Raw genomic sequence first — 21,616 nt, forward strand, 5'->3', positions numbered from 1 at the left:
AATAATCTACTACAAGAGGCCAATCAATTTGAAATGTTTCAACTATTAAATGAAGACGGAGAAGTTGTACATAAGAACTTATTACCTGAACTCAATAATAAAGAGTTACAACTCCTAATGGAGCGAATGATTTATACTAGAACTATTGATCAAAGGTGCATTTCATTATCTAGGCAAGGAAGATTAGGATTTTATGCTCCAGTTGCTGGACAAGAAGCTAGTATGATTGGAACGCAGTTTGTACTAGAAAAAGAAGATTGGATATTACCAGGGTATCGAGATCTTCCACAAATGTTGTTTCAGGGGGTTCCGTTATCCCAATTATTCCTATGGTCCAAGGGGCATCATAAAGGAGGTCGAATGCCTGAAGGAGTTAACGTTACATCTCCTCAAATCATAATAGGTGCACAAATTGTTCAAGCTGCAGGAGTTGGACTTGGTTTGAAAAAGAGAAAGAAAAAAAATGTTGCAATTACTTACACTGGTGACGGTGGCTCGTCTCAAGGAGATTTTTATGAGGGGATAAACTTTGCAGGAGTTTTCAATGCTCAAACCATTTTTGTTGTTCAAAATAACCAATTTGCAATCTCAACACCATTTGAAAAACAAACAGCTGCAAAGTCGATTGCACATAAGTCTGTTGCTGCTGGAATTAAAGGTGTAAGGGTAGATGGTATGGATATTCTAGCTACTTATGTAGTTACAAAGGAAGCAAGAGAACGAGCAATTAGTTCAAATGGGCCAACGTTAATTGAAGCTGTAACCTATCGGTATGGTCCTCATTCAACATCAGGTGATGATCCAACACTTTACAGAAACGAACAACTTGAGAAAGAATGGGCCAAAAAGGATCCTATAAAAAGATTTAGATTATTTTTAGAAAAACAAGATTTATGGAATAAAGAAAAGGAGATCCAAGTTATAGAAAAAGCAAAAGAAGATGTAAAGGAGGCAATAAAACAAGCTGAATCTGAAAGTAAAACAAAAGTCTCTAATTTAATTGAGAACATGTATGAGACACTACCTATCAATTTAATGGAGCAGCTAAAACGATCAAAAGAAAAAGAAAATGGATAAACGATGCTCCTGTCTAACAACTGTAACTTTCTTGGTTCCCACGTAACTTTGTTCTTCCTTGTAAGTAAATCAGTATAATAGAAGGAAGAGTAGGAGAAAGAAGAAGCGGGATGACATGTATGTGCTCGGTAACTATTCAATTGTTTTTACCAACCAAAATCAATACAAACTCAGGCTGGATCCAATACGGGTCCAGTCTTTTTCTTATGCTCAATATCTGTCCAATCCCTTTTCCAATAAGTGTTTCAGTCGTCTTTCCAATACCCAAAGCCGTAGGGATTTTCAATCTCTATTCAGTGTGTTTCCTAACAGTAATACCGTCCCAAAATGGCTTCGTTTTCCGTCTTTTCTCTTAATTCTTTTCTCCATTACGGGAACATCTATTTAACATTGTCCGAATATTCGATACAAGGCAGAACGGGAAAAAGAGGGGGAGAATGGAGTAGAGTAGGACCTTTTGGTAGATAAATAGTTGTGTACATTAAACAAAATGTACATCTGGACTATAATTTAAAAGGGTGAATCCAAACGAAAAACCACCCGAAATAGCTCTGGCAAAAGCAAGGGCGGTTCTTCTAAACAATAAATCGTGTTTTTAAGCAACCCTTCGCTCGGAGCGATAGTTGCCTGGCGATGTGTAACAGCACATCGTCTTTTTATATTATAGCATGAATATTATATTTTTAACTTATCCAATTTCAAAATTCCTCTTCATTTTTTCCTCGAAATGATCATCTGTATAATTTCTAACAAAGCGTTTACGTTTTCCCTTATCCTCTTTTAATATCTCCCTGTTACTTTCTATTTCCCTACGCTAAAAAGTCGGTACCTACTGCTAAATAGTTGGTATCCGGAGCGGAAGGAAGAGAAGAAAAAGAGCAGGCAGACGTTATGTACTCAATCGTTTTTTTAACAAAAAACAATAATAAAAATTCGGGATGGATCCAATATTGGGTCCAGTCTTTTTCTATGTTTTCAATAATTTATCAATCCCTTTTCCAATAAGGATTTCAATGGACTTTCCAATACCTAATTCCGTAGGATTTTAAATCTCTATCCGGTTAACACCATCCCCAAATTGCTGTATTTCCTTTCTTTTCTCCATTACGGGAAGAACTTAATAACATTGCCTTTAGGCGTAGAAGAGGGGGTGAAGCGTTGGGGGAAAAGGGACGGAGGAGGAGTTGGGGAGATTCCAACTAAGAAACAGATACATATAGTAGGAATAAGAAAAAGGAAGAATTAAGAGAAATAACCTGAAATGGGCTATGACTATTTGAAATATAGTAAAATAAAAGTTGAATCATAGATATTGTGAAAGAATTTACTTAAACTATAGGGCGGGTTTCTGGAATAAGCCATGAAAAAGTCTTTATTGTAATTTGGAGGTTAGAGAATGAGTGTTCAGTTAAGGGAAATTGATGTGAAGAATTGGGAACAGTGTATTAGACTATCAGTGTTTGAAAATCAGAAAGGTTTTGTTGCGGATAACTGTTATTCATTATTGCAATCAAAATTTACAGAAGAGTTATACCCATTATCTATTTACAATCAAGAAACTATCGTTGGGTTCTTAATGTATGGCGTAGACCCTGATACAAAGCGTAAGGAAATGTGCCGTTTAATGGTTGATAAAAATCATCAAGGAAGGGGTTATGGAAAGGAAGCAATAAATCAACTATTAGAACTTATTAAAAATACATACGGAAGCATTGAGTTTTACACAAGTGTAGAACCTGAAAATGTTAATACTATAAAATTGTATGAGAATGTGGGTTTTATAAAAACTGGTGAAATAATGTGGGATGAAGTTGTATTGAAAATTCAACTTTAGCTTTCTTCAAGAAACAGGGGCTTATCTGAAACAAGGGTTATAGACTCGGATTTAATGGTTATTAAATAGCATAAATCATTGGGGGATTAAATTTGGATATTGTCGGAATTGCAATCTTACTTATTGTTTTCTTTTCATCCAGTATTATTGAGAAAAGGCTAAAATCAATTGAAAAACAAAATAATCGTATAATACAAATTTTAGAAGAAATAAGAGATAAAAAATAATGCTATCTTAAAGTAACGGGAGGATTGTGTAACAAGGCAATCGATCCCGCTCCCGTTAGTTAAAGGCATTTATGTGAAGGAAGGGTACAGCTATTAATAAGTTGAATATAGAAGTATTCTTAAAATATAAGAGGTGAAACTACGATAATGGATAGAGATAGATATTATTTGGAGATGGCACTAAATCCTTTGCTTTTCGGCATAATGTCCCTTTTCTTATTGAACTTACGGGTGCTTTCCTTAAAGAAGGAGATCCACCTTTTTACAGAAAGAAAGGGCAAGGATTGGAAGGATTGTTTAATAAGGAACTGGTAATAATCTTGTAGAATGGTTAAAAAAGGGCTAAAAATAGTATTTCATTTGGGGAATGATATCTCCCTGCCACTGTTCTCGGTTCCTATGCTAAAAAGTCGGTACATTTGAAGAAAGAGCATGGAGAAAAAAGAGCAGGCAATCCATTATGTATTTAATTGTTATTTAATCATAAAATCAATACAAACTCGAGGCAGATTTAATTGGATTTTGCCCTGTATCTTTTTTTCGATCTTCCTCCAATCCCTTGACCAATAAGGGGCACAATTGCATTTCCCCCAATGTATTTCTTTCCCCATCAGTTGTTTTCCTCGCTAGATATCTAAATCTCATATAATTTAGGTGCTTATTGATTCCTTATCCAGTTGAAATAGAACAAGTGTTCCAATAATATAATCGTAACAAAGATTATATTATTGGGGGGATCAAGGTGATTTTAGAAGGGCTTAAAGAAGCTAAACTACCACGCTTTGTTATAAGAGAAATGAAAAAGAGGGGATCAAAACATACCAAATCATATAAACCTTGGGCTGCTATTCCTAGACGAGTTACAACATTTAAAGGGTATCAAAAGCTCTAGCTCTGCACAGATATTAAACTTTTTTACAGCGTTAATCAATACGATAAACATTCCTCTCATTATGGTTGGAACCCCAAAGGTAATGGATGTCTTGCAATCACAGTTCAGACAAGCGAAGAAGCACGAATATGGGGAATATCATGGGGATCGCTTTGAAAAAGATGCTATTTGGGATTTATTTGTTTAGGGAATGTGGAAATATCAGTGGACAAAAGGGGAAATACCTTTTACTGAGGAGGTTTCTTCAGTCTTATATTATGAGTCTCTAGGAATCTCGGACATTGCAATAAAGCTCTATATGATGGTGCAACTACGTGCCATTAGTAGTGGTAAGGAGAAAATTTCTACTACATTAATTAAACAAGTGGCACAAGAAGAATTAAAAATGGTTCAACCAATGTTAAATACCTTAAAGAGCAAAGACTATAGCAAGCTAGCAAAATATGATGACTTAATGCTACCAGATATTGAGGACTTTATTGAACAAGAACGAATTATTGTTGATCAAAAACAGGTAATGAACTCACTTCAAGAAGGAGCTAAGCGGAAAAATGAGCAGGCTAAACTCATTGATGATGCTGTTTTCCGTTTAGGGATGCTTGGATTTAGTAATGATGTTGCTATTACGGTACAAAAAGTTGTATCAGAGAACAATCAAATTGGGGATATATCAATATGGTATTCAAATTATTCATGATTAGTCCAACAAAAGTTTTGGAGTTTAAAAATAGAAAGAGACCGAAAGGGAGTATTTCTAAATGAAAAATAACTTTATTGAAAATATTAAATTTGTTTATTCCGACCTTTCCATTGAAGACTTTTATCTTAATGAAATTGGACAGAATAATGACGTGTTAATTATAAACGATTCTTTGGTTTTTAGATTTCCGAAATATAAAAATGGGATAATTCAATTAAGGAGAGAAACGGGAATTTTGAAATACATTAAAGATATCGTCTCTACTCCTATTCCAAATCCATATTATCAGTCTTTTGAAGAGTTAGTACCAGGTAAGGTCTTTACTGGTTATAATCTAATAGATGGTGTTCCTTTATGGAGGGAAAGTTTAATAGGTATTAAGAGTGTTGAATTAGTTAAAGGTTTGGCAACACAACTTGTTTCTTTTCTTGTGGAACTCCATTCTATTTCAGGGAAGAAGGCAAGTCAAGATTTAAAATTAAAGAATTGTAATCCACGTGAAGAAATGTATAACTTATATCATAAGATTCAAAGTAAACTATTTCCCTATATCAGAGGAGATGCTAAAGAAGAAATATCACACTCCTTTGAAATGTTCCTAAATGGGAAAGCATTCTCAAATTTAGATATTACACTTATACACGGGGATTTCGGAGCCTCAAATATCTTGTGGAATCCGGAAACAAGTAAGATTTCAGGGATAATTGATTTTGGTGGTTCTGGTTTAGGAGACCCAGCGTATGATTTTGCTGGAATACTCTCCAGCTATGGTGAGGATTTTTTTGATATGTGTATTAACCTATACCCTAACGGTGATGAAATATCAGAACGAGTTAAATTTTATAAAGGCACATTCGCTTTACAAGAAGCATTGCACGGAATTGAGAATGATGATAGACAGGCTTTTGAAAGTGGAATTAAAGATTATAGGTAGTTTTCCTGTTCCATTATAGATTGCGTAAGAGAATCAGAATAGAAAATTTTATATGATTTTACAATTACTCAATTAATTTATAATTTGCTTTTTCCAACTCTTTACCTATTAACAGAATTAATTGGATTATTAATCAAATAGAACACTTTCATATGATCTATATATCAGTTCTTTCTTTAGAAACAAAAAAAGTACCCCAATCTTATCATTACATTCGTAAGGAAGGTGAATTAAGATATTTCAAATACCGCTGTTACGATTATGAGACAATCATTTGTGTTGATTCAAATGGGTTGGTTGTTGATTATCCAAAGACATTTAGTAGGATACTATAATGTTTAATTTGTTATTATATTCACTTCAACTAACGGGGGTGTTAATTGATGTAGACAATATAAAGAAACGCTCAGAGATTAGAAATTTCTGAGCATTTTCAGTGCTAGTTATATTGTAATTTTTCTAGTTATTTCGGTTGCTAAATCTATTGCGTTATAACCTTCTATTTGAAATTTAGTACTCCAGAACCGAACCCGTTAACCATTATTGTTGATTTTTATACTCATTAATATAAAAAAGCGGTATCACTATGCTGATTTCGCTTGTGTTTAATAAGAAATAAATTCAAGATTATTAACTTGCTTCATTACTCTTTTTAGAGTTGATGATTAAGATTGTTAATAAGGATAAGAATAATACGAACGCAGGCAAAATAAAGTAGTTAATGTATGAAATATTAACAAAACCACTTATCATTAATACCGCTCCAAGAATTGAATAAAAGGCTATTGCAATCTTAGGATCATTTTTAAATCCTGTTGGTGTTACTAACCATTTATATTTGTCTTTATTTGTCGTTACTAAAAGAGCACAAATCATACTAAGGAACCCCAAAAAGGACAAACTCATTTTTTCACCCCTTTTCATCTGGAATATTTTGATAATCTAAGCCTATCATATGTTGCATCTGTTGAAAACAAGCAACTGTCCATAATCATTTTGCTAATAGTGATGTCATAATTACGATGATTAATAACATCTAAGAATTGAAACCAGCTCTAATAATGGTCGGGGTATTTGGTAGCCACGTCATTAAATCTGTCAATCCAACCTTTAAGACGACTATGATAGTTATTTACATTTTGGATATGATATAGACCTCTTACACGTTCTTTACCATCTGATTTGAAACGATATTCCGGTCGCATACGTTTTAAATGCCCGCCACGCATCTGTGCATAGTACGTTGAAATCTAAACGAGATTTTACAATATGCCCCCAAAGTTCGGGCTTAATCCAAAAGGATTCAATCCTTTTCTTTTGGCCAATATTCCCCCAATCGCTTTTCCAATAAGGTTTACGCTGTCCTTCCAATACCTAAATCCATAGGGTTTTCAATCTCCATTCAGTTTGTTTCCTAACTGTAATCAGCCAAAATTTCTACATATCCAATCTTTTATCTTTATTTTTACGCCTATTATGGAGAAGAACTTTATAACACAAATGGTAATGGTTGCAACAATTATTTGAAAGAAATTTACTCGTTATTTGTATTATTAGAGTCGGTGAAGACATTTCTAGCAACCTTGAGAAATTCTTTAACAGCCGGGGATGCCTCAGAGATTGCAGAGCAAGCTAATGCAACTTCACGGTAATTTGTTAAATTTAGATTTCCTATTTTGATATTTTGTTGTGTTTTTAAGAACAATTCCGGACCAATCGTAACGCCAAGTCCTTCTTGTACCATATTAGCAATGGTATTGCAATCATGTACTTCAAAACGGATAAACGGTTTGATTTGTGCTTGTTTAAATAACTCCTCTACATGTGATTGGTACATTCCTGTTGGCATGATAAAAGGTTCTTTCTCTACATCGTGCATATCTATTGTATCTTTGTGAAGGAATTTGTGCTCGGCATGAAAGGCTACAACCATTTTATCCTTTATGAGAGGTACTAAGTCAAAGTCAGTATTTGATTCCTTTTCTACAACAAACCCAATGTCAATAATTCCAGATAGCAACCATTCTGTTATCTCTTCATATGTACCTTCATAAAACTTAAATTCGATATTAGGATGTTTTTTCTGAAATTTCACAAGCAATTTTGGTAATAAACAGGAAGAAGCACTCGCAAAGGTACCAATACGAATTATCCCTGTCTCTATGTTTGTTGCTAACGCAATTTCTTGGTTAACTGTCTCCATTCTATTCAACATTTCTCTTATATGCGGGATAGTTTTTTGTCCTATTTCGGTAAGGGATATCCCTTTTCTGCGGTCACGAATTAATAATGAAACTCCCCATTCGGTTTCTAAACTAGAAATAGCATGACTTACTGCTGATTGTGTCATATTTAATTTTTTAGCAGCTTTGGTAAAACTCCCTAACTCTATTACTTTAGATAAAACCTCAAAACGAACAATTCTCATGAGTTATTACTCATCCCCTTTATTAAAAATATCAATTTTACTTATGTTACCATGACATTTAAAATGAAATCAACTTATGAAAAACTAAAGGAGATGTACAATTTGGCAAAAAAGATTAATCAAGTAATTGTTATTCTACTATCTCTAGGAGCTTTTGTTACAGGAACAGCAGAGTTTGTTGTTTCTGGTATATTAGAAATTATATCTTTTGATTTAGACGTATCTATCTCAACAGCGGGACAATTGATAACCGTTTATTCGTTATCCTATGCAATTGGGGCGTTGGTACTTGTATTGTTAACAGCGAAGTTTGAGCGTAAAAAGGTATTATTATATTCTATTATCACCTTTATTATAGGTAATGTAGTCGCTTTTTTTAGTTATGATTATTTCTTATTAATCCTTTCTAGGCTAGTAATGGCAATGAGTGGTGGGCTATACATTGTCGTTGCGACAAACTATGCCGCCCAAATTGCTACAGCAGAAAAACGGGGTAGTGCCATGGCAACAGTTATAACTGGGTTTACCGTTTCATTAGTACTGGGTGTACCAATCGGAACATTTTTAGCTGCTTATTTGAATTGGCGTTACATTTTTTTGATCATTGCGGTCGCTACATCCCTTCTCTTATTTTTACTTTACAAATTATTACCTAGTATAAAGGGAAATAAGTCCGTGCCATTTAAACAACAGATACAAATTATCAAAGATAGAAGGGTAATTACAGGATTAACAGCCACTATTTTCTGGATATTAGGTTATACCCTGGTATTTGCTTATATTTCACCGTTGTTAAGTAACTCTACAAATTTATCCATAGAAATGACTAGCATCGCTTTATTTGTTTTAGGCACTTTTGCTTTTATTGGTTCACGTTTTGGTGGATATGCTGTAGACAAATGGGGACCAAATCGAACGATATCCATAAGTTTGTTCATTCATGCAACTTCTTTATTTGTATTAACAGTTACACAGCATTCAACAATAGGTGTATTTATAACGTTGGCAGTATGGGGGGCAGCAACTTGGACAACAACACCCGCAAAGCAATTTTACTTGATTTCAATAAAACCACAATCATCAGAAACTATACTAAGTTTTAATACAGCTTTAATGAATATTGGGATGATGCTAGGTTCAGCTTTAGGAGGTATCCTTATAAAATATACAAATATTGTAAATTTGAGTTGGGTCGGCGGGTTATTTGTAATTCTTGCTATCATTTTTATCAATTACTCGTTTAATTTAAACAAAGCGAATTCAAGGAATATTAAAGTTAGAATATAAACAAGTTAATTAAAATGACACTGTGTAATATTTTCGAGGGAATCTTTTGAATCACTACAATTCCGATGGAGGAAAGTTGCTCCTAGGAAAATTGAGTTATTCTATGGAAGAAGAAAAACAAAGTCTTCATCCAAGTCACTCTATACCGTTTCAAGGGGCAAGGCTAATGAGGTACGTATTCTCTAAATAACGCTGTAAGACGTTATCTTGACTTTCTAGGGGCAGAAAAGTCTAAAGGGGATGATTCCCTTGTTGCTAGTATGGATTCCTTTTGGGGATTTTAACTGAATCATTGGGCATACTAAACCAACTGAGACAGGATTCTCTGCTGCAATTTCAATTGAACCTTTACTGAATCTAATAAGAAAATACCCCTAAACAAAATAAACATTTCCGATTTCCGGGTCTTTTTCATGCCCATCCCTTGTTGTGAGGGTGTAGGGTGGCAGAAAGAAAATGGTGATGAAAAGGCATGAAAAATCCATTTCCTTTCCCCTTAATCCTTAACTCTATTCTGTAAAATTAGTTAGAGATTAGACGGTGAAAAAGGGGTGGGAGAGTTGGTGGGGTAAGGGATAGAGGGATGGGGAGTTTTGTGATAAGGAGTTACAAAGGCACATAGTAGGGGATAAGGATAAAGGATATATGGGGCAAAGTAGGTGTCCTAAGATAAAATTAAAGTTCCTATAAAAATGTTCCTTAACTAATAATGTCGTTCCAAAAACCGTGGTTTCCTGATAAATTCAGCAAACCATCGGTCTTTTTATGCCTGAAAAAGAGGAATTAGGCTAATTTACTTCTTTCAATAAGTTGTTTCTCTAAATATGAAAATTTATGATTTAGTCTACTGATTAGATATAAGTCGATGTATTTGTATGGGGAGGGAACTTGTAAATAATTTTTAACGTTGAAACGATTGACTATTTGTTTGGACACAACAGATATTCCCATGCCAATGGTTGAAAATTCAACCAACGTTTCGAAATCACCCACCTCAATAATTTCTCCTTGTTTAATATTATGATCGGTGTATATTTGGTCTAATTTTGTAAAATACAAGCATTCGTTAGATAATGTAATTAAGTCCTTGCCGAATATATAATCATAAAAGTCAACATTTGAGTTGATATCCTTCCCGATAATAACCATTTCGTCTAAACCAGTTTTTTGATATTGTATTCTTTTATTATGTAATGCTCCAATTGTGTAGGAAATATCGAGATGGCCAAGTACAACTTGTTCCTCTAAATACTCTGTTGTACCTGTTTTAAACGTCACAGAGAGATCGGGATTGGATTTATATAGTATTTCCAAGGCATCGGAGAACATTGCTCCTCCAATGGATATCATTGTACCAACACGAAGTTTTTCCTCGCTTTTTCCCATTTTCATTTCTGTTTCTTCCCAAAGTAAAAGTATCTCCTTGAATTGATTATATAATATTCGACCTGATTCAGTTAAAGTTATGCCTTTTGAGGTTCTATTGAAAAGAACTTGGTCATAATGCATTTCAATCTTTTTTATTTTAGCCGTCATATTGGATTGAAGGTGTTTAGTTCTGTTGCCCCAGCGGATATACTTCCTAACTCAGCGACCGTCACGAAAGCCTTCATATTTTCTACATCCATTTTAATAAAGCCCCTTTATCAAAAAAAGTGATGATGACATCAATAATAGACATTATTAATGATAACACTTTCTTATTATAATAAAACTGTTGAAGTATCTATAAGGGAAGGGGGCAGGCGATGAAAAGGTATATATTTTTATTACTTATAAGTGTCATTTGGGGTTCACAGTTTTACTTTGCCGAAAAAGTATTAGATAAGGTGAATCCAATTACATTGGCTACCATTCGATCAACTATAGGAGCAATTACTTTAGCTGTTGTATCTGTTTTTATGAAGAATCCAACTTATAAAAAAGAAAGACAACGAAGTAACCGAACTTATATACTGTATGTTTCAATTGCATTATTAGAAGCAGTCATCCCGTTCTTCTTAGTTGCTTGGGGTCAACAAAGAGTGAGTAGTAGTATCGCATCAATTCTAATCGGTACTACCCCTATATGGACAATACTTATTGTGAGTGTAGTATTTCGAAGAAAGCTAAGCCTCTATCAAACGACAGGAGTAGTATTAGGTTTTATTGGCATTGTCTTTGTTTTTTTGCCCTCCTTGGGAGATAATTTATTTTCAAACGGTATAGCAGGTTTCGTAGCCCTTTTAATCGCGGGAATCAGTTATGCAGGTGCTTTAGTTTTAATGGAATATTTGCCACCTGAAGAAACAGTTGTGTCTATGCGAAATGTCCTGTATATAGCATCAATTATGTTGATAGCAATTACTTTTATAATTGAAAATCCGACATTTGCCACCTTAAGTATAGAAGATATCATTGATTTATTAATTTTAGGTGTTTTTCAAACGGGGATTGTCTATTGGTTTTATAACATCTTGATTCATATAGAAGGGGCTGTATTTGCGTCCTTTTCAAACTATTTTATTCCATTAGTGGGTGTGTTTCTTGGCTCCCTGTTTCTAAACGAAGATGTTTCTCTATATATGATTATTGGACTCTTTATCATTATTTTCTCGATTTTGATAAGTCGTCAAACGAAAACTTAATATTCTTTTGCTGTAGCTATAAAAAATTCCGTGGCTTACAAAACTATTATATCCACGCTAACAAGTCGGTACCTACTGCTAAAAAGTAGGTTTCCAAACGGCAAAGGAATCGGGAAGAGCAGCGGGAAGACCAATCTTTTTCATGCCAATCACTTGTCTTTACTCGGTTTTCTCTTCTTTCCATTACGCAACAAAATGAGAGGACTTTATTTTAAAACAGAAAAAAAGGCGAAAAAACAGGTGGAAAATAGGCGGACAAACGGTCATTTTTTAATCAAAGATTGTCCAAAATGGGGGTTCGGTTGGAAAACTTTATTTTAACTCCGATGGTGGAATTGGAGTTTGGGGAGGCTGATTTCGGGAGAGATTATTATTGTTGTACAGAAATAACTTGGTATCAATAGGTTTAGTGGTTTTTAACTATAGATAAAAGTGTGTTTTATGTTCCCTCGGACTATTAGTTCGGGGGATTTTTTGACCCCTAGGGTCTTACTTTTACACGAAAAAGCAAATACTAGAGGTCTTACTTATGACAATAGTTATATTATAACTTTTTAGAATTAGCATAGGAGACCATAATATGTTTCATCTTGGTCCTTTCTATTTCACCTATGCGAAAAATTTAGTTTGTAAAATGTTGATTGCCTCTTCAATTTCTTTTAGTTCGGGCTCTGTCAAATTGTTAATTCGCTCTTGAAATTTTAATTCAAGCTGTTGAAACACTTTATTCATTAGCTCCGTTCCATTTTCTGTGAGGCGAATGTCAAACTTGCGACGATCATTCGAATCAATAATTTTTTCGCATAGTTCGCTTTGAATTAATTTTTTTAACTCACGACTAGAATTAGGTAAAGATAGATGCAAGCATTCACTGATTTCACTAAGAGTTACAGGCTGACTAACTGTAATGTATTCTAATATTTTATATTGAACGGTAGTTATGTTTTCAATTTTAATTTCTTTTGTCATATCGTTTGTTACTTGATGTACAGATGCCGTAAACCGAACAAATTGTTGGAAAAGATTACCTTTGTCCATATAAATCACCTCATTTACAAAGTATCAAATATATTATCAAAAAACAATTATCAATTGACAACTAAATCCGGTGAATGTTAATATTTAGTTATCAAATGATAACTAAGAGGTGTTTATTAATGAATGTTTTAATTGTTTTTACCCATCCAAATCATCAAAGCTTGAGCTACACATTTTTACAAGAGGTACTTCGCGGGTGTGAGGAAAACCGTGTTATACAAAATGTTCAAGTTTTAGATTTATATGGTGAAAATTTTAATCCGGTCCTTGAATTTGGGGAGAAAAAGAAGAGAAGAGATATGTATAAAGATCCAGAATTAGAAAAATATCGTAATCAACTATCATGGGCTGAAAAGATTATTTTTATCTACCCTATATGGTGGGGAAGGCCACCTGCTATGTTAATGGGTTATATTGATAAAATGTTTGCTTCAGGATTTGCCTACAAAGATAATGGTAAGTTGTTACCAGACGGTTTGTTGAAGGGGAAATCAGTCGTATGTATTTCTGTAATGAAGGGTCCAACCTTTTATCCAATGTTTTGGCTAAATAATGCTCATAAAGTTCTAATGCGTAAGGCATTATTTCAATACGTAGGCATTAAAAAGGTAAAGTTTTTTGAGTTTGGGAATATGGAAAATTCAAAGGGGAAACATCAAGAAAAAATAAAAAAAGTATATAATTATTTTCGGAAATTGAATAACCATAGCTTAACATCATAAAAAACAACTGCTAGTTGTCTAGAGGAAAAAGAGGTAATATTAGTGATTGTAGAGGATGCAAAAATAATATTTATGGATAACAGTATCATCTTACTACCAAGCCACATGTGGAGGCAGTGGCCGAGGTGCATTTTGCTATGTCTATATAAAATGTAAATCTCTCAGTCAAAATAAACATTTCCGATTCAAACCCCGATTTCGTGAAAATAAACATTTCCGATTTTCGGGGTCTTTTCGTTTCTATCCATCGTTCGAGCATTGAAAATATTAAAGTATAATTCAGCCCTTAAACGGATAGGAGTAGCTTCCTCGTACAACTGTTTTTATTTTAAATAGTCCACCTGCATAAGGGAATTTCTCTAAGTCTTTTTCTCTAGTCCTTGTTCGAGCAGTGGTTATGTATAGTTCATTTAGGTCTTTTCCTCCGAAAGTACATGAAGTGACATTCGCAGCGGGGACTGGGAGGAACTCTAATTGTTCTCCTTTAACTGGGTCCCACTTTGATATGCCGTATCCACCCCAATGTGCAATCCAAAGCATACCTTCTTGATCTATTGTCATACCATCTGGAAGGCCTGCTCCCTCTGGAATAGTTATAACAATTTTGGGCTGAGCGATATTACCAGTCTGTATGTCATAATTATATCGAACAACTTGTTTTGTAGGTGTATCAATAAAGTACATATATAAATGATCAGGCGACCAAGCAATCCCATTTGACGTACCTACATTTTCTATTTTTTTGTTTACTACTAAATCAGTATTTAATGAATAAAGTGCCCCATTTCCACTTATCCCCTCTGAGTCTGTTGTACCAGCCCAAAACCTACCTGCGGGATCGCATTTACCATCATTAAATCTATTTTCTGATAAGTGGCTTTCCGGGTCAGTGATAGGCTCTAAAAGTTTTGAATTCCAATCATAATAATAAAAACCATCTTGAAGAGCAACACGACTCCACCACCATTCCTTGGCGCGATACAGCCTACAAACTGATCGATTATTACTTGTTTATATGTATTGGTTAGGGGATTATACAAGCAAATCTTTTTCTCTATAATATCAACCCAGTACAGTACATTATTTTCACTATCCCAACTTGGACTTTCACCTAGTGTGGACCTAGAATCAATCACTAATTCTACTGACAAGTGAATTACCTCCCTTGTATTTCTACTCCCATTGGATTTCCTTCTATCTTTTTCATAGCGTTTAGCCTAGAATATAAAGAAACAATTTCAGATACTTCCAGTATATCTGCCAATTCTCTTTTTATAACATAAGTCATGTTTGCCACTTTCCTCTTTTATATAAATTTGTTCCCCAAAAGTAATTCGATAATGTAATATAAAAACCCTTTCATCTTCTAAAATCCATCCCTTTAATATCGCATAATAGAAGGTATTAAAGTGTGCGATTTAAGTTAGGTTATTTCTGTGAGATTGAAAACGATGGAAGGTTTAGTTGACAGGGCTTTTCTATGAGAGGATATGGTATGATGATATGGGAATATATTCCTTAATTGTTGTTGCTAAACTTATAGAGTCTAAATGTAGGGAGCAGTCCTCTAAATCTAAAATGGGGCAATTGCAAACCTATGTAAGGAGTGTGGTGATAAAACATGAAGAATAGCCTTTTACAGATTGGTGCGATTTTACTCATCTTATTCATAACTGCCTGTCAGAATGGAGCAAATTCTAGTGAGTTTAGCCAAGTAGAAGAAAAAGATGCCAAGACAGCAGAAGAGGAGACTCAAGAGGAACGTGCGGAAAGATTAGAAAGTGGAATATTGCATTATGGAGAAGGAGTAAAAGGGGGACAATTTGGAATTACTCTGAGTACAGCCTATTCAGAACTGAATACGTTTAGAGAGTCTAAAACGTCCCATCAGTACGTAGTAACTGCGGTTGTTAGGGTTAGAAATGTTACGCATGATCAAACGTTGAATGCAGGGAATATAGGTTTTAAATTAGAAAGTGAAAAACTAAATACATCCTATGACGGTGAACTTCTTCCAAATATGAATCCATCTGACACAGAGATAGAACCAGAAAAAAATGTTTATCTTCAAGTTACATTTGAGGTTCCAAATATAGAAGAAGATTACATGTTATCTGCGCATTTGTTTAATGAATCCTCTATGGAGCCGAGATGGAAGCTTCAAGATTTAAAAGAATTTAATTAAATCGTGCTCCACTATTTAAAGTAATCAGGCGGTCGGCTATAATCTTGAGAATTATATTCAAATATGAAGTTTACAATGAGAGTTTGCTTAGGTAGTTGTGGATGTAATAAATTTCCCCTGTACAAATAAAATAGTTGAAGTTTAGGTACCTCAAATAAGGTACCTATTTTTGTTGTGTAAAATTCCTGTGAGCTTCTCTTAACTTATTACAGCAAGATTTGGAAAGTCCAACTAAGCCTAGTGTGTTATCTTTTTATCATCAAAATGTCAATTTTTATTGAAGGGAGTGGAACGAAAATATGCCTACCTTAAAGTGAAGCTATAAATCTGAATCAATAGGTAGTTTTTTGATAGGTGCATATATGTGATAGGTCGAATCAAGATTGTGAATATTATCAAATGATTGAATGAGTTCAATATCTGAGTTCTCAGTTTCCTGTTTTGAGATCTTTAAAAATCTTGCATAGTCAGAAATGAAGACATTCCCTATATCAAGTAGATCGCCCGAATATTTAAACTTAGCGCAAAAAAGTTGTGGTACATCGACGGTGAAATAATAGGGTTTATTTATTTGTATATCATGTGGAATCCCAACCAGAACCTTGAAGCGAGTTGAATTTGGTTGACAGTTTGAATAGATGACATGACAGGAACCATTAAATGATTCATCCATGTTTTCTAATAGCATTTTTGAATGTGAGCGAATCTTCGTCTTGTAGTCATCTTTTGCTAAATCCACTTCAAAAGCTATGCCACTTACTCTGGTGGTCTTAAAATCTGTAAGGGTGAAATCAGTGACAATATCTCCATTGATATTTTTTATAGGTCTTTTAACTACTGTAGGAATTGGCTCTTGAGGTAGGCTCTTATCTTTGGTTCGAAGAGAGCTTGGAGTTATACCGTATTGTCGCTTGAAAGCGCGGGTGAATGAGGATTGAGTTCCAAAGTTTAGCTGATAGGCAATATCTGTTAGTGATAAGTGATCGTTTTGAATGAATTGTAGGGAGACATTTAATCTTCTGGATAGGATGTAACGGTTTAATGAACAACCCATCATTGCAGAAAAAAGTCTATGAAAATAGTACTTGGACATGTTGAAGTTATTAGAAACAGACTCTAGTGATAAAGGTTGTTGTATATTGTTCTCAATATAAACCAAAGAACTCTCTATTACCTCATAATGATGATCCATAGTGACTCCTTTTATCAAAGCTTAAGATTCAGATCAAGTATAACATAGAAATTATTAAATAATTATTTCATGGAGGTAAAGAAAATGACACAAGATCGAATAAATGGAATGATTTTAGGTATTTTTTATATTTTAGCGGCTGTCACTTCCATCATAGCCGTTGTCTTGTATGACCCAGTATTGTCCGAACAGTGGTATATGGCCGTGACCAATGGATTAGAATCAAAAGTTTTGCTCGGAGTACTAAATGATCTCTTCCTCGTAGTGTCAGCTGTCGGTACAGCTATTATGCTGTTTCCTTACCTTCGTCATTGGAGTGAACATCTTGCATTAGGGTATTTTTGTTTTCGTTTTATGGAAGCCGTTTTTATTGCAATAGGTTTGGTCAGTATATTAGGTTTATTGCATCTTAGTGCATATTATGAAGCAGGCGAATTAGCAAGTGAAGAAAGTTTATCGGCTGTAGGTATTGTATTGCAAGGTTTTCATCGATGGACTTTTATGTTAGGTCCAAATTTCATGTTAGGTTTAAATACAGTTCTTTATAGTTATTTACTCTTTAGAACAAGATTAGTGCCAAAACAGTTAGCGCTATTTGGCATCGTTACAGCAGTTCTAGTGTTCATCGCTGGTTTACTGGAAATGTTCGGTATAGTAGAACCTTTATCTACAGTGAAAGGTTTCATTGCACTACCAGTCGGCGTTTATGAGCTGAGTTTGGCTGTCTGGTTAATTGTAAAAGGATTTAATAAGCAGAAGCTTGAAGAATTAAAAACCCGATAGAAAAGCGTCTGTCACACCTCGAATTATGTCGAATTTAGGGTGTGACAGGCAACAAAAAATACCTTATCTACAGTACAATAATCTCCGGTTACTCCTTCTTGGCAATGGCAATGTATATTTGATCTGTTGGGTATAACATCTCAACATGTTTAAATCCAACATTGAATAATTCTTGTTCTAAAGTGGATGAGGCAATTCTGGGATGCGTACTTGATTCATCCTTTTTCTCAATTTCAATACATGCAAGATACCCACCTGGTTTAAGTAACTTTTTAATTTGTAGTAGCGTATTAGGTAGATTTTCAACTTCATGCAAAACTAGTGAGGCTAGGACGAAATCAATGGAATGGGGAGCTAGTGATAGATCGTCCATACTACCTAGTAGAGTTGTAACATTCTTAATACTTTCTTCGTTCGCTTTAGAATTTATGACCTCTAGCATTTTAGGATCTTTATCTACAGCATAAACTTGTCCGCTCACGAATTGTGCAGCTGGGATTGTATAATACCCAGTACCTGCACCGAAATCTAAGATATGGTGGTCTTTTTGAATCGGGAGCATACTCAATAGCTGTTTTGGAGGTATATCTCCTCTTTTTTCGGGGTTATCTAGATATTCAACCTTTTTTGTGAAATGGTTCATTGAAATAGAATCGTGTTTTCTTTTTTCCATACATTTTTTCCTCCTAAATTAAATTAAAGTCTTCATAAATCAAATCGCTTATTACTCCCATAGCAGCTTTACTTCCTTCACTCGCAGCATTAATTAATTGCGGGGGTCCTGATAAAGAGTTATCTCCACTAGCATAAATTCCCTCAATATTTGTACGGCCAAGGGAATCTATTTCAACTCCTCCCATCTTATTCATAGAACATCCTAGTTTTTGAGCTAATGAGGATGCTTGTTCTAAGCGAGTAGTTACAAAGCCCCCTTCTCTTGCTATTTCCTCTCCATTCTTAAACAGTATCTTTTCTAATTGACCCTGGTCGCCATCTAAAGCTAAAATGTCATCTTCAAGGACTTTAATATTTTTCTTAGTTAATAATTCTATCTGTTCTGTAGAGAACATCTTCGTCCCGTTCGTACAAACTACAATATCGTTACTCCAATTGAAAATCATTTTTGTTATGTGAAAAGCATGCTCGGCAGTAGGTATAACTACCAAGGCGCGGTCTCTAAGTTCCCAGCCATCACAAAAAGGACAACTAAATAGGCTCACGCCATAGAAATTATGAATTCCTTCTATTTCCGGCATCACATCTTTAAGGCCAGTGGCCAAAATAACCTTTCTAGATCGATAAGAATTTCCATCATGTGTATGGATAATAAAAGATTTATCTTCTTTTTTAATTTCCGTTACCCGCTGGTTATGAATCGAGATATTCGGATATTTCATTAGATCCTTCTTCGCACTTTGCTTAAAAACTGTAGGTTTGATACCGTCTCTTGTTATAAACCCGTGTGACTCATGAGTGACAGCATTTCTAGGTTTATCCTCATCAAACAGAATGACATTCTTTTTTCCTCTTGCGAGAACAAGCGAAGCATTTAGGCCTGCTGGTCCTCCTCCAATAACGACACAATCTAACAACATTTTACTTCCTCCTCTTATTAAATATATTAAAGACTCTTAATATCTGTAATTAGGACAAAAAAATTAATATGGATGCTTACAATCACTTTTTTTGTTTTTGTTTGCCTCGAATTGTTTTGCAATGTCGACGATATACTTTTTGCTTAATTCTTCTGTCATGTTTCTTTCTGCATTAATCATTACATTTTCAATGAGACATTCTCCATTTCTAAAGTCATCATGTTCGGATGAACAGCTAAATAAAGTTGTTTTCCCTTCAATAGCATGGATGACATCTAAGAAAGAGATTTCATGAGAATGTCTTATGATACTGTATCCACCTTTAACACCGGGTACTGATTCAATTAAACCTGCTTTTACAAGCTTAGTAAGAATCTTCGAAAGGTAAGTTGGGGAGAGGTTCTGTATGTTAGCTAAATGGTCTACTCCAACAGACTTTCCCTTAGGTGCTAAAGTTAAAAACACCATTGTGTGTAAGGCATAGTTAGTAGCTCTGGAATATTTCATTAACTTCCTCCCTCTTCCAAATATATTAAAGACCTTTTATATCTGTAATTGATATTACGACAAATTGAAATGAATAGCAAGTTTTTAACCTTGAGCTATTTGGAATTATAAATACGATCCACTACACAAATATACTTCTATCTGTATCAGTAATTTCAGGATCAATTCCCAATAGAATCCATTTTAACAGTTTATTATATGATTTTTTCATAGTAAAATATATAATAATAATTATAAAATACTAGTTACTTGAAATTAGTGGGGTGGAGTATAAATGGGTTTGTCGCATCAAGTGATGGATATCAGTAGTATTCATGAAATGACAGAATATCTAAGTAGAATTCTCAATAAATCAGTTATTATTGAGAACGAGAATTTTGAATTGATAGCATATAGTTCATCCGGTGATTATGAATATGATTTAACGCAGCAAAAAACAATCCTTACAAAAAAATGCCCTACAATTATCATGGAACGTTTAAAGAAAGATGGAGTTGTACAACAGTTAGAAAGTAAAAATGACCCGATAAGGGTACAACCGATTGAGGAGATGGGATTTTACCAACGAGTGGTCATCAGAGTCAAATATGAAAAACAAACAGTTGGTTATATATGGGTATTAGAATCTAATCATCTGTTAAAAGAGGAACAACTTGAATTTCTAACATCTATTTCTTCACATGTTGGCAAGCTTATTTTTAATCATAGTGACAAAAAGGTCCTTAGAGAAACAACTGAACAAAGATTACTGAGGCAATTAATCAACCATGGTGACATGAATGAACAACAAATTCGTAACGAAGCAAAATTGGCAGCGTTTAAGTTACCAGAACGGTTTACAGTTTTAGTTGTATCGATTGCGGATCATACACATTTCGAAGTCTTTGAGAAAATAAAAAGCATTATGGATAGGTTTCAGACTGTTCATAAAAAATCTTATCTTAAGTCAGATTTCCATATTACAGTATGGATAGGGGGGGCTAGTGATAAAAGTGGGGATTCAATTAATAAAGCGAAGGAATTGATTGAGAACATAATAGAAGCAACTCATAGGGAAGAAACGAATAAGCTTTTATTTGGTATAGGTAATGAATATATTCAACTTTGTGATGTGAGAAAAAGTTTCCTCCAGGCATTAGAGGTAATTGAAATAACAAGTTCTATCTATCATACGGAAGACGCTCCTATCGAATATGGAAAGCTAGGAATGTACCGCTTTCTAAAGACATTGTATGAAAAGAATAGTTCTGAAGGTTTTATCAATCGTGATTTACTCAAGCTTATTAAACAAGATGAAGAGAATAACAGTAAATTACTAAAAACTCTTGAGATCTACTTGGCAAATAATTTAAAGCCGAAAAAAACAGCAAAGGAATTGTTTATACACCCAAACACATTGCTTTATCGAATGAAACAAATTTTAGAGATAACGGAAATTGATTTTGAAGATTTTAATATGAATTGTCATCTTTATACCGAACTTTTACTCCTTAATAACATTCAGGAGTACTACGACAGGTATAAAAATATATAACTTGAAATAGTATGTAAGCTTTTGTGTGATTGTAACAAAAATCATATTGAAAAA

22 protein-coding genes and 3 pseudogenes are annotated in these 21,616 nt (G+C 34.2%); 14 read left to right on the forward strand and 11 right to left on the reverse strand.

Annotated features, from left to right (window positions below):
* Positions 1-33: 33 nt before the first annotated feature.
* From pdhA to KO561_RS20540, 8 genes and pseudogenes are all read left to right on the forward strand, one after another.
* Positions 34-1,077 carry a pyruvate dehydrogenase (acetyl-transferring) E1 component subunit alpha gene (gene pdhA, locus KO561_RS02950; RefSeq protein ID WP_231097032.1) on the forward strand — a complete coding sequence of 348 codons (1,044 nt, stop codon included), beginning with the start codon at positions 34-36 and terminating at the stop codon, positions 1,075-1,077.
* Between the two features lie 1,396 nt (positions 1,078-2,473).
* Positions 2,474-2,911, forward strand: a complete 438-nt coding sequence (locus KO561_RS02955; RefSeq protein WP_231095665.1) for a GNAT family N-acetyltransferase — start codon at positions 2,474-2,476, stop codon at positions 2,909-2,911.
* Between the two features lie 92 nt (positions 2,912-3,003).
* On the forward strand, positions 3,004-3,138 hold the full coding sequence (locus KO561_RS20370) for a hypothetical protein (RefSeq protein ID WP_269140687.1): 135 nt from the start codon (positions 3,004-3,006) through the stop codon (positions 3,136-3,138).
* A gap of 742 nt (positions 3,139-3,880) precedes the next feature.
* Positions 3,881-4,030, forward strand: a complete 150-nt coding sequence (locus KO561_RS02960) for a hypothetical protein (RefSeq protein WP_231095666.1) — start codon at positions 3,881-3,883, stop codon at positions 4,028-4,030.
* Positions 4,017-4,217 carry a hypothetical protein gene (locus KO561_RS02965; RefSeq protein WP_231097033.1) on the forward strand — a complete coding sequence of 67 codons (201 nt, stop codon included), beginning with the start codon at positions 4,017-4,019 and terminating at the stop codon, positions 4,215-4,217. The genes KO561_RS02960 and KO561_RS02965 overlap by 14 nt, the downstream gene beginning before the upstream one ends.
* 3 nt (positions 4,218-4,220) lie before the next feature.
* Positions 4,221-4,727 carry a hypothetical protein gene (locus KO561_RS02970; RefSeq protein ID WP_231095667.1) on the forward strand — a complete coding sequence of 169 codons (507 nt, stop codon included), beginning with the start codon at positions 4,221-4,223 and terminating at the stop codon, positions 4,725-4,727.
* Positions 4,728-4,788: 61 nt separating this feature from the next.
* The gene (locus tag KO561_RS02975; protein ID WP_231095668.1) at positions 4,789-5,664 is read left to right on the forward strand and encodes a phosphotransferase family protein; all 876 of its coding nucleotides are present in this window, start codon (positions 4,789-4,791) and stop codon (positions 5,662-5,664) included.
* Positions 5,665-5,765: 101 nt separating this feature from the next.
* Positions 5,766-5,999: pseudogene (locus KO561_RS20540) on the forward strand (putative glycolipid-binding domain-containing protein); the annotation flags it as partial.
* A 295-nt stretch (positions 6,000-6,294) separates the two neighbouring features.
* On the opposite strand, the gene KO561_RS02980 reads toward KO561_RS20540, so the two are convergent.
* From KO561_RS02980 to KO561_RS02990, 3 genes and pseudogenes are all read right to left on the reverse strand, one after another.
* Entirely contained in the window at positions 6,295-6,540 is a 246-nt protein-coding gene (locus KO561_RS02980; RefSeq protein ID WP_231095669.1) for a hypothetical protein, read from the reverse strand.
* 44 nt (positions 6,541-6,584) lie between these two features.
* Positions 6,585-6,939: pseudogene (locus KO561_RS02985) on the reverse strand (IS1595 family transposase); the annotation flags it as partial.
* A 259-nt stretch (positions 6,940-7,198) separates the two neighbouring features.
* Positions 7,199-8,092, reverse strand: coding sequence for a LysR family transcriptional regulator (locus tag KO561_RS02990; RefSeq protein ID WP_231095670.1), 894 nt, complete (start codon positions 8,090-8,092; stop codon positions 7,199-7,201).
* Positions 8,093-8,185: 93 nt separating this feature from the next.
* Here KO561_RS02990 and KO561_RS02995 point away from each other — a divergent pair, with 93 nt between their 5' ends.
* Complete coding sequence (locus tag KO561_RS02995) at positions 8,186-9,379, forward strand: MFS transporter (protein WP_408004859.1); 1,194 nt, start codon at positions 8,186-8,188, stop codon at positions 9,377-9,379.
* Positions 9,380-10,162: 783 nt separating this feature from the next.
* On the opposite strand, the gene KO561_RS03000 is transcribed toward KO561_RS02995, so the two are convergent.
* The gene (locus KO561_RS03000) at positions 10,163-10,771 is read right to left on the reverse strand and encodes a LysR family transcriptional regulator substrate-binding protein (RefSeq protein WP_231095672.1); all 609 of its coding nucleotides are present in this window, start codon (positions 10,769-10,771) and stop codon (positions 10,163-10,165) included.
* A 356-nt stretch (positions 10,772-11,127) separates the two neighbouring features.
* Here KO561_RS03000 and KO561_RS03005 point away from each other — a divergent pair, with 356 nt between their 5' ends.
* The gene (locus KO561_RS03005; protein ID WP_231095673.1) at positions 11,128-12,006 is read left to right on the forward strand and encodes a DMT family transporter; all 879 of its coding nucleotides are present in this window, start codon (positions 11,128-11,130) and stop codon (positions 12,004-12,006) included.
* 609 nt (positions 12,007-12,615) lie between these two features.
* On the opposite strand, the gene KO561_RS03010 is transcribed toward KO561_RS03005, so the two are convergent.
* Positions 12,616-13,044 (reverse strand): MarR family winged helix-turn-helix transcriptional regulator, encoded by a 429-nt coding sequence (locus tag KO561_RS03010; protein WP_231095674.1) that lies wholly within the window; start codon positions 13,042-13,044, stop codon positions 12,616-12,618.
* Positions 13,045-13,163: 119 nt separating this feature from the next.
* Here KO561_RS03010 and KO561_RS03015 point away from each other — a divergent pair, with 119 nt between their 5' ends.
* Positions 13,164-13,766, forward strand: coding sequence for an NAD(P)H-dependent oxidoreductase (locus KO561_RS03015; protein ID WP_231095675.1), 603 nt, complete (start codon positions 13,164-13,166; stop codon positions 13,764-13,766).
* A gap of 279 nt (positions 13,767-14,045) precedes the next feature.
* Here KO561_RS03015 and KO561_RS03020 read toward each other — a convergent pair.
* Both KO561_RS03020 and KO561_RS20375 read right to left on the reverse strand, forming a co-directional pair.
* Positions 14,046-14,902, reverse strand: a pseudogene (locus KO561_RS03020) (SMP-30/gluconolactonase/LRE family protein).
* A 20-nt stretch (positions 14,903-14,922) separates the two neighbouring features.
* On the reverse strand, positions 14,923-15,054 hold the full coding sequence (locus tag KO561_RS20375; RefSeq protein WP_269140688.1) for a hypothetical protein: 132 nt from the start codon (positions 15,052-15,054) through the stop codon (positions 14,923-14,925).
* Between the two features lie 333 nt (positions 15,055-15,387).
* On the opposite strand from KO561_RS20375, the gene KO561_RS03025 reads away from it, so the two are divergent.
* Entirely contained in the window at positions 15,388-15,951 is a 564-nt protein-coding gene (locus KO561_RS03025) for a hypothetical protein (protein ID WP_231095676.1), read from the forward strand.
* Between the two features lie 319 nt (positions 15,952-16,270).
* Here KO561_RS03025 and KO561_RS03030 read toward each other — a convergent pair whose 3' ends face one another.
* Positions 16,271-17,143, reverse strand: a complete 873-nt coding sequence (locus KO561_RS03030) for a helix-turn-helix transcriptional regulator (protein ID WP_231095677.1) — start codon at positions 17,141-17,143, stop codon at positions 16,271-16,273.
* Between the two features lie 84 nt (positions 17,144-17,227).
* Here KO561_RS03030 and KO561_RS03035 point away from each other — a divergent pair, with 84 nt between their 5' ends.
* Positions 17,228-17,926: a DUF4386 domain-containing protein gene (locus KO561_RS03035; protein WP_231095678.1), complete on the forward strand. Its 699-nt coding sequence runs from the start codon at positions 17,228-17,230 to the stop codon at positions 17,924-17,926.
* Between the two features lie 88 nt (positions 17,927-18,014).
* Here the strand turns inward: KO561_RS03035 and KO561_RS03040 are convergent, their stop codons facing one another.
* The 3 genes from KO561_RS03040 to KO561_RS03050 all read right to left on the reverse strand — a co-directional run bounded on the left by KO561_RS03040 (position 18,015) and on the right by KO561_RS03050 (position 20,028).
* On the reverse strand, positions 18,015-18,599 hold the full coding sequence (locus KO561_RS03040; RefSeq protein ID WP_231095679.1) for a class I SAM-dependent methyltransferase: 585 nt from the start codon (positions 18,597-18,599) through the stop codon (positions 18,015-18,017).
* A 13-nt stretch (positions 18,600-18,612) separates the two neighbouring features.
* A complete protein-coding gene (locus tag KO561_RS03045) occupies positions 18,613-19,521 on the reverse strand; it encodes an NAD(P)/FAD-dependent oxidoreductase (protein WP_231095680.1) in 909 nt (302 codons plus the stop codon).
* A 63-nt stretch (positions 19,522-19,584) separates the two neighbouring features.
* Positions 19,585-20,028, reverse strand: coding sequence for an Rrf2 family transcriptional regulator (locus KO561_RS03050; RefSeq protein WP_231095681.1), 444 nt, complete (start codon positions 20,026-20,028; stop codon positions 19,585-19,587).
* 274 nt (positions 20,029-20,302) lie between these two features.
* Here KO561_RS03050 and KO561_RS03055 point away from each other — a divergent pair, with 274 nt between their 5' ends.
* Positions 20,303-21,562, forward strand: coding sequence for a PucR family transcriptional regulator (locus KO561_RS03055; protein ID WP_231095682.1), 1,260 nt, complete (start codon positions 20,303-20,305; stop codon positions 21,560-21,562).
* The last annotated feature ends 54 nt before the right edge of the window (positions 21,563-21,616 follow it).

This window comes from Radiobacillus kanasensis, from assembly GCF_021049245.1.
GTDB classification, from domain to species: domain Bacteria; phylum Bacillota; class Bacilli; order Bacillales; family Amphibacillaceae; genus Radiobacillus; species Radiobacillus kanasensis.

Bases quoted from the DNA above. Each gene is read 5' to 3' on its own strand.
- KO561_RS02955 (WP_231095665.1), top strand. From the start codon at position 2,474: ATGAGTGTTCAGTTAAGGGAAATTGATGTGAAGAATTGGGAACAGTGT.
- KO561_RS03015 (WP_231095675.1), top strand. From the start codon at position 13,164: ATGAATGTTTTAATTGTTTTTACCCATCCAAATCATCAAAGCTTGAGC.
- KO561_RS02995 (WP_408004859.1), top strand. From the start codon at position 8,186: ATGTACAATTTGGCAAAAAAGATTAATCAAGTAATTGTTATTCTACTA.
- KO561_RS03030 (WP_231095677.1), bottom strand. From the start codon at position 17,143: ATGGATCATCATTATGAGGTAATAGAGAGTTCTTTGGTTTATATTGAG.
- KO561_RS20375 (WP_269140688.1), bottom strand. From the start codon at position 15,054: ATGACTTATGTTATAAAAAGAGAATTGGCAGATATACTGGAAGTATCT.
- KO561_RS02975 (WP_231095668.1), top strand. From the start codon at position 4,789: ATGAAAAATAACTTTATTGAAAATATTAAATTTGTTTATTCCGACCTT.
- KO561_RS02970 (WP_231095667.1), top strand. From the start codon at position 4,221: ATGTGGAAATATCAGTGGACAAAAGGGGAAATACCTTTTACTGAGGAG.
- pdhA (WP_231097032.1), top strand. From the start codon at position 34: ATGTTTCAACTATTAAATGAAGACGGAGAAGTTGTACATAAGAACTTA.
- KO561_RS03025 (WP_231095676.1), top strand. From the start codon at position 15,388: ATGAAGAATAGCCTTTTACAGATTGGTGCGATTTTACTCATCTTATTC.
- KO561_RS03040 (WP_231095679.1), bottom strand. From the start codon at position 18,599: ATGGAAAAAAGAAAACACGATTCTATTTCAATGAACCATTTCACAAAA.
- KO561_RS03045 (WP_231095680.1), bottom strand. From the start codon at position 19,521: ATGTTGTTAGATTGTGTCGTTATTGGAGGAGGACCAGCAGGCCTAAAT.
- KO561_RS03010 (WP_231095674.1), bottom strand. From the start codon at position 13,044: ATGGACAAAGGTAATCTTTTCCAACAATTTGTTCGGTTTACGGCATCT.
- KO561_RS03035 (WP_231095678.1), top strand. From the start codon at position 17,228: ATGACACAAGATCGAATAAATGGAATGATTTTAGGTATTTTTTATATT.
- KO561_RS02990 (WP_231095670.1), bottom strand. From the start codon at position 8,092: ATGAGAATTGTTCGTTTTGAGGTTTTATCTAAAGTAATAGAGTTAGGG.
- KO561_RS03000 (WP_231095672.1), bottom strand. From the start codon at position 10,771: ATGAAAATGGGAAAAAGCGAGGAAAAACTTCGTGTTGGTACAATGATA.
- KO561_RS02980 (WP_231095669.1), bottom strand. From the start codon at position 6,540: ATGATTTGTGCTCTTTTAGTAACGACAAATAAAGACAAATATAAATGG.
- KO561_RS03055 (WP_231095682.1), top strand. From the start codon at position 20,303: ATGGGTTTGTCGCATCAAGTGATGGATATCAGTAGTATTCATGAAATG.
- KO561_RS03005 (WP_231095673.1), top strand. From the start codon at position 11,128: ATGAAAAGGTATATATTTTTATTACTTATAAGTGTCATTTGGGGTTCA.
- KO561_RS03050 (WP_231095681.1), bottom strand. From the start codon at position 20,028: ATGAAATATTCCAGAGCTACTAACTATGCCTTACACACAATGGTGTTT.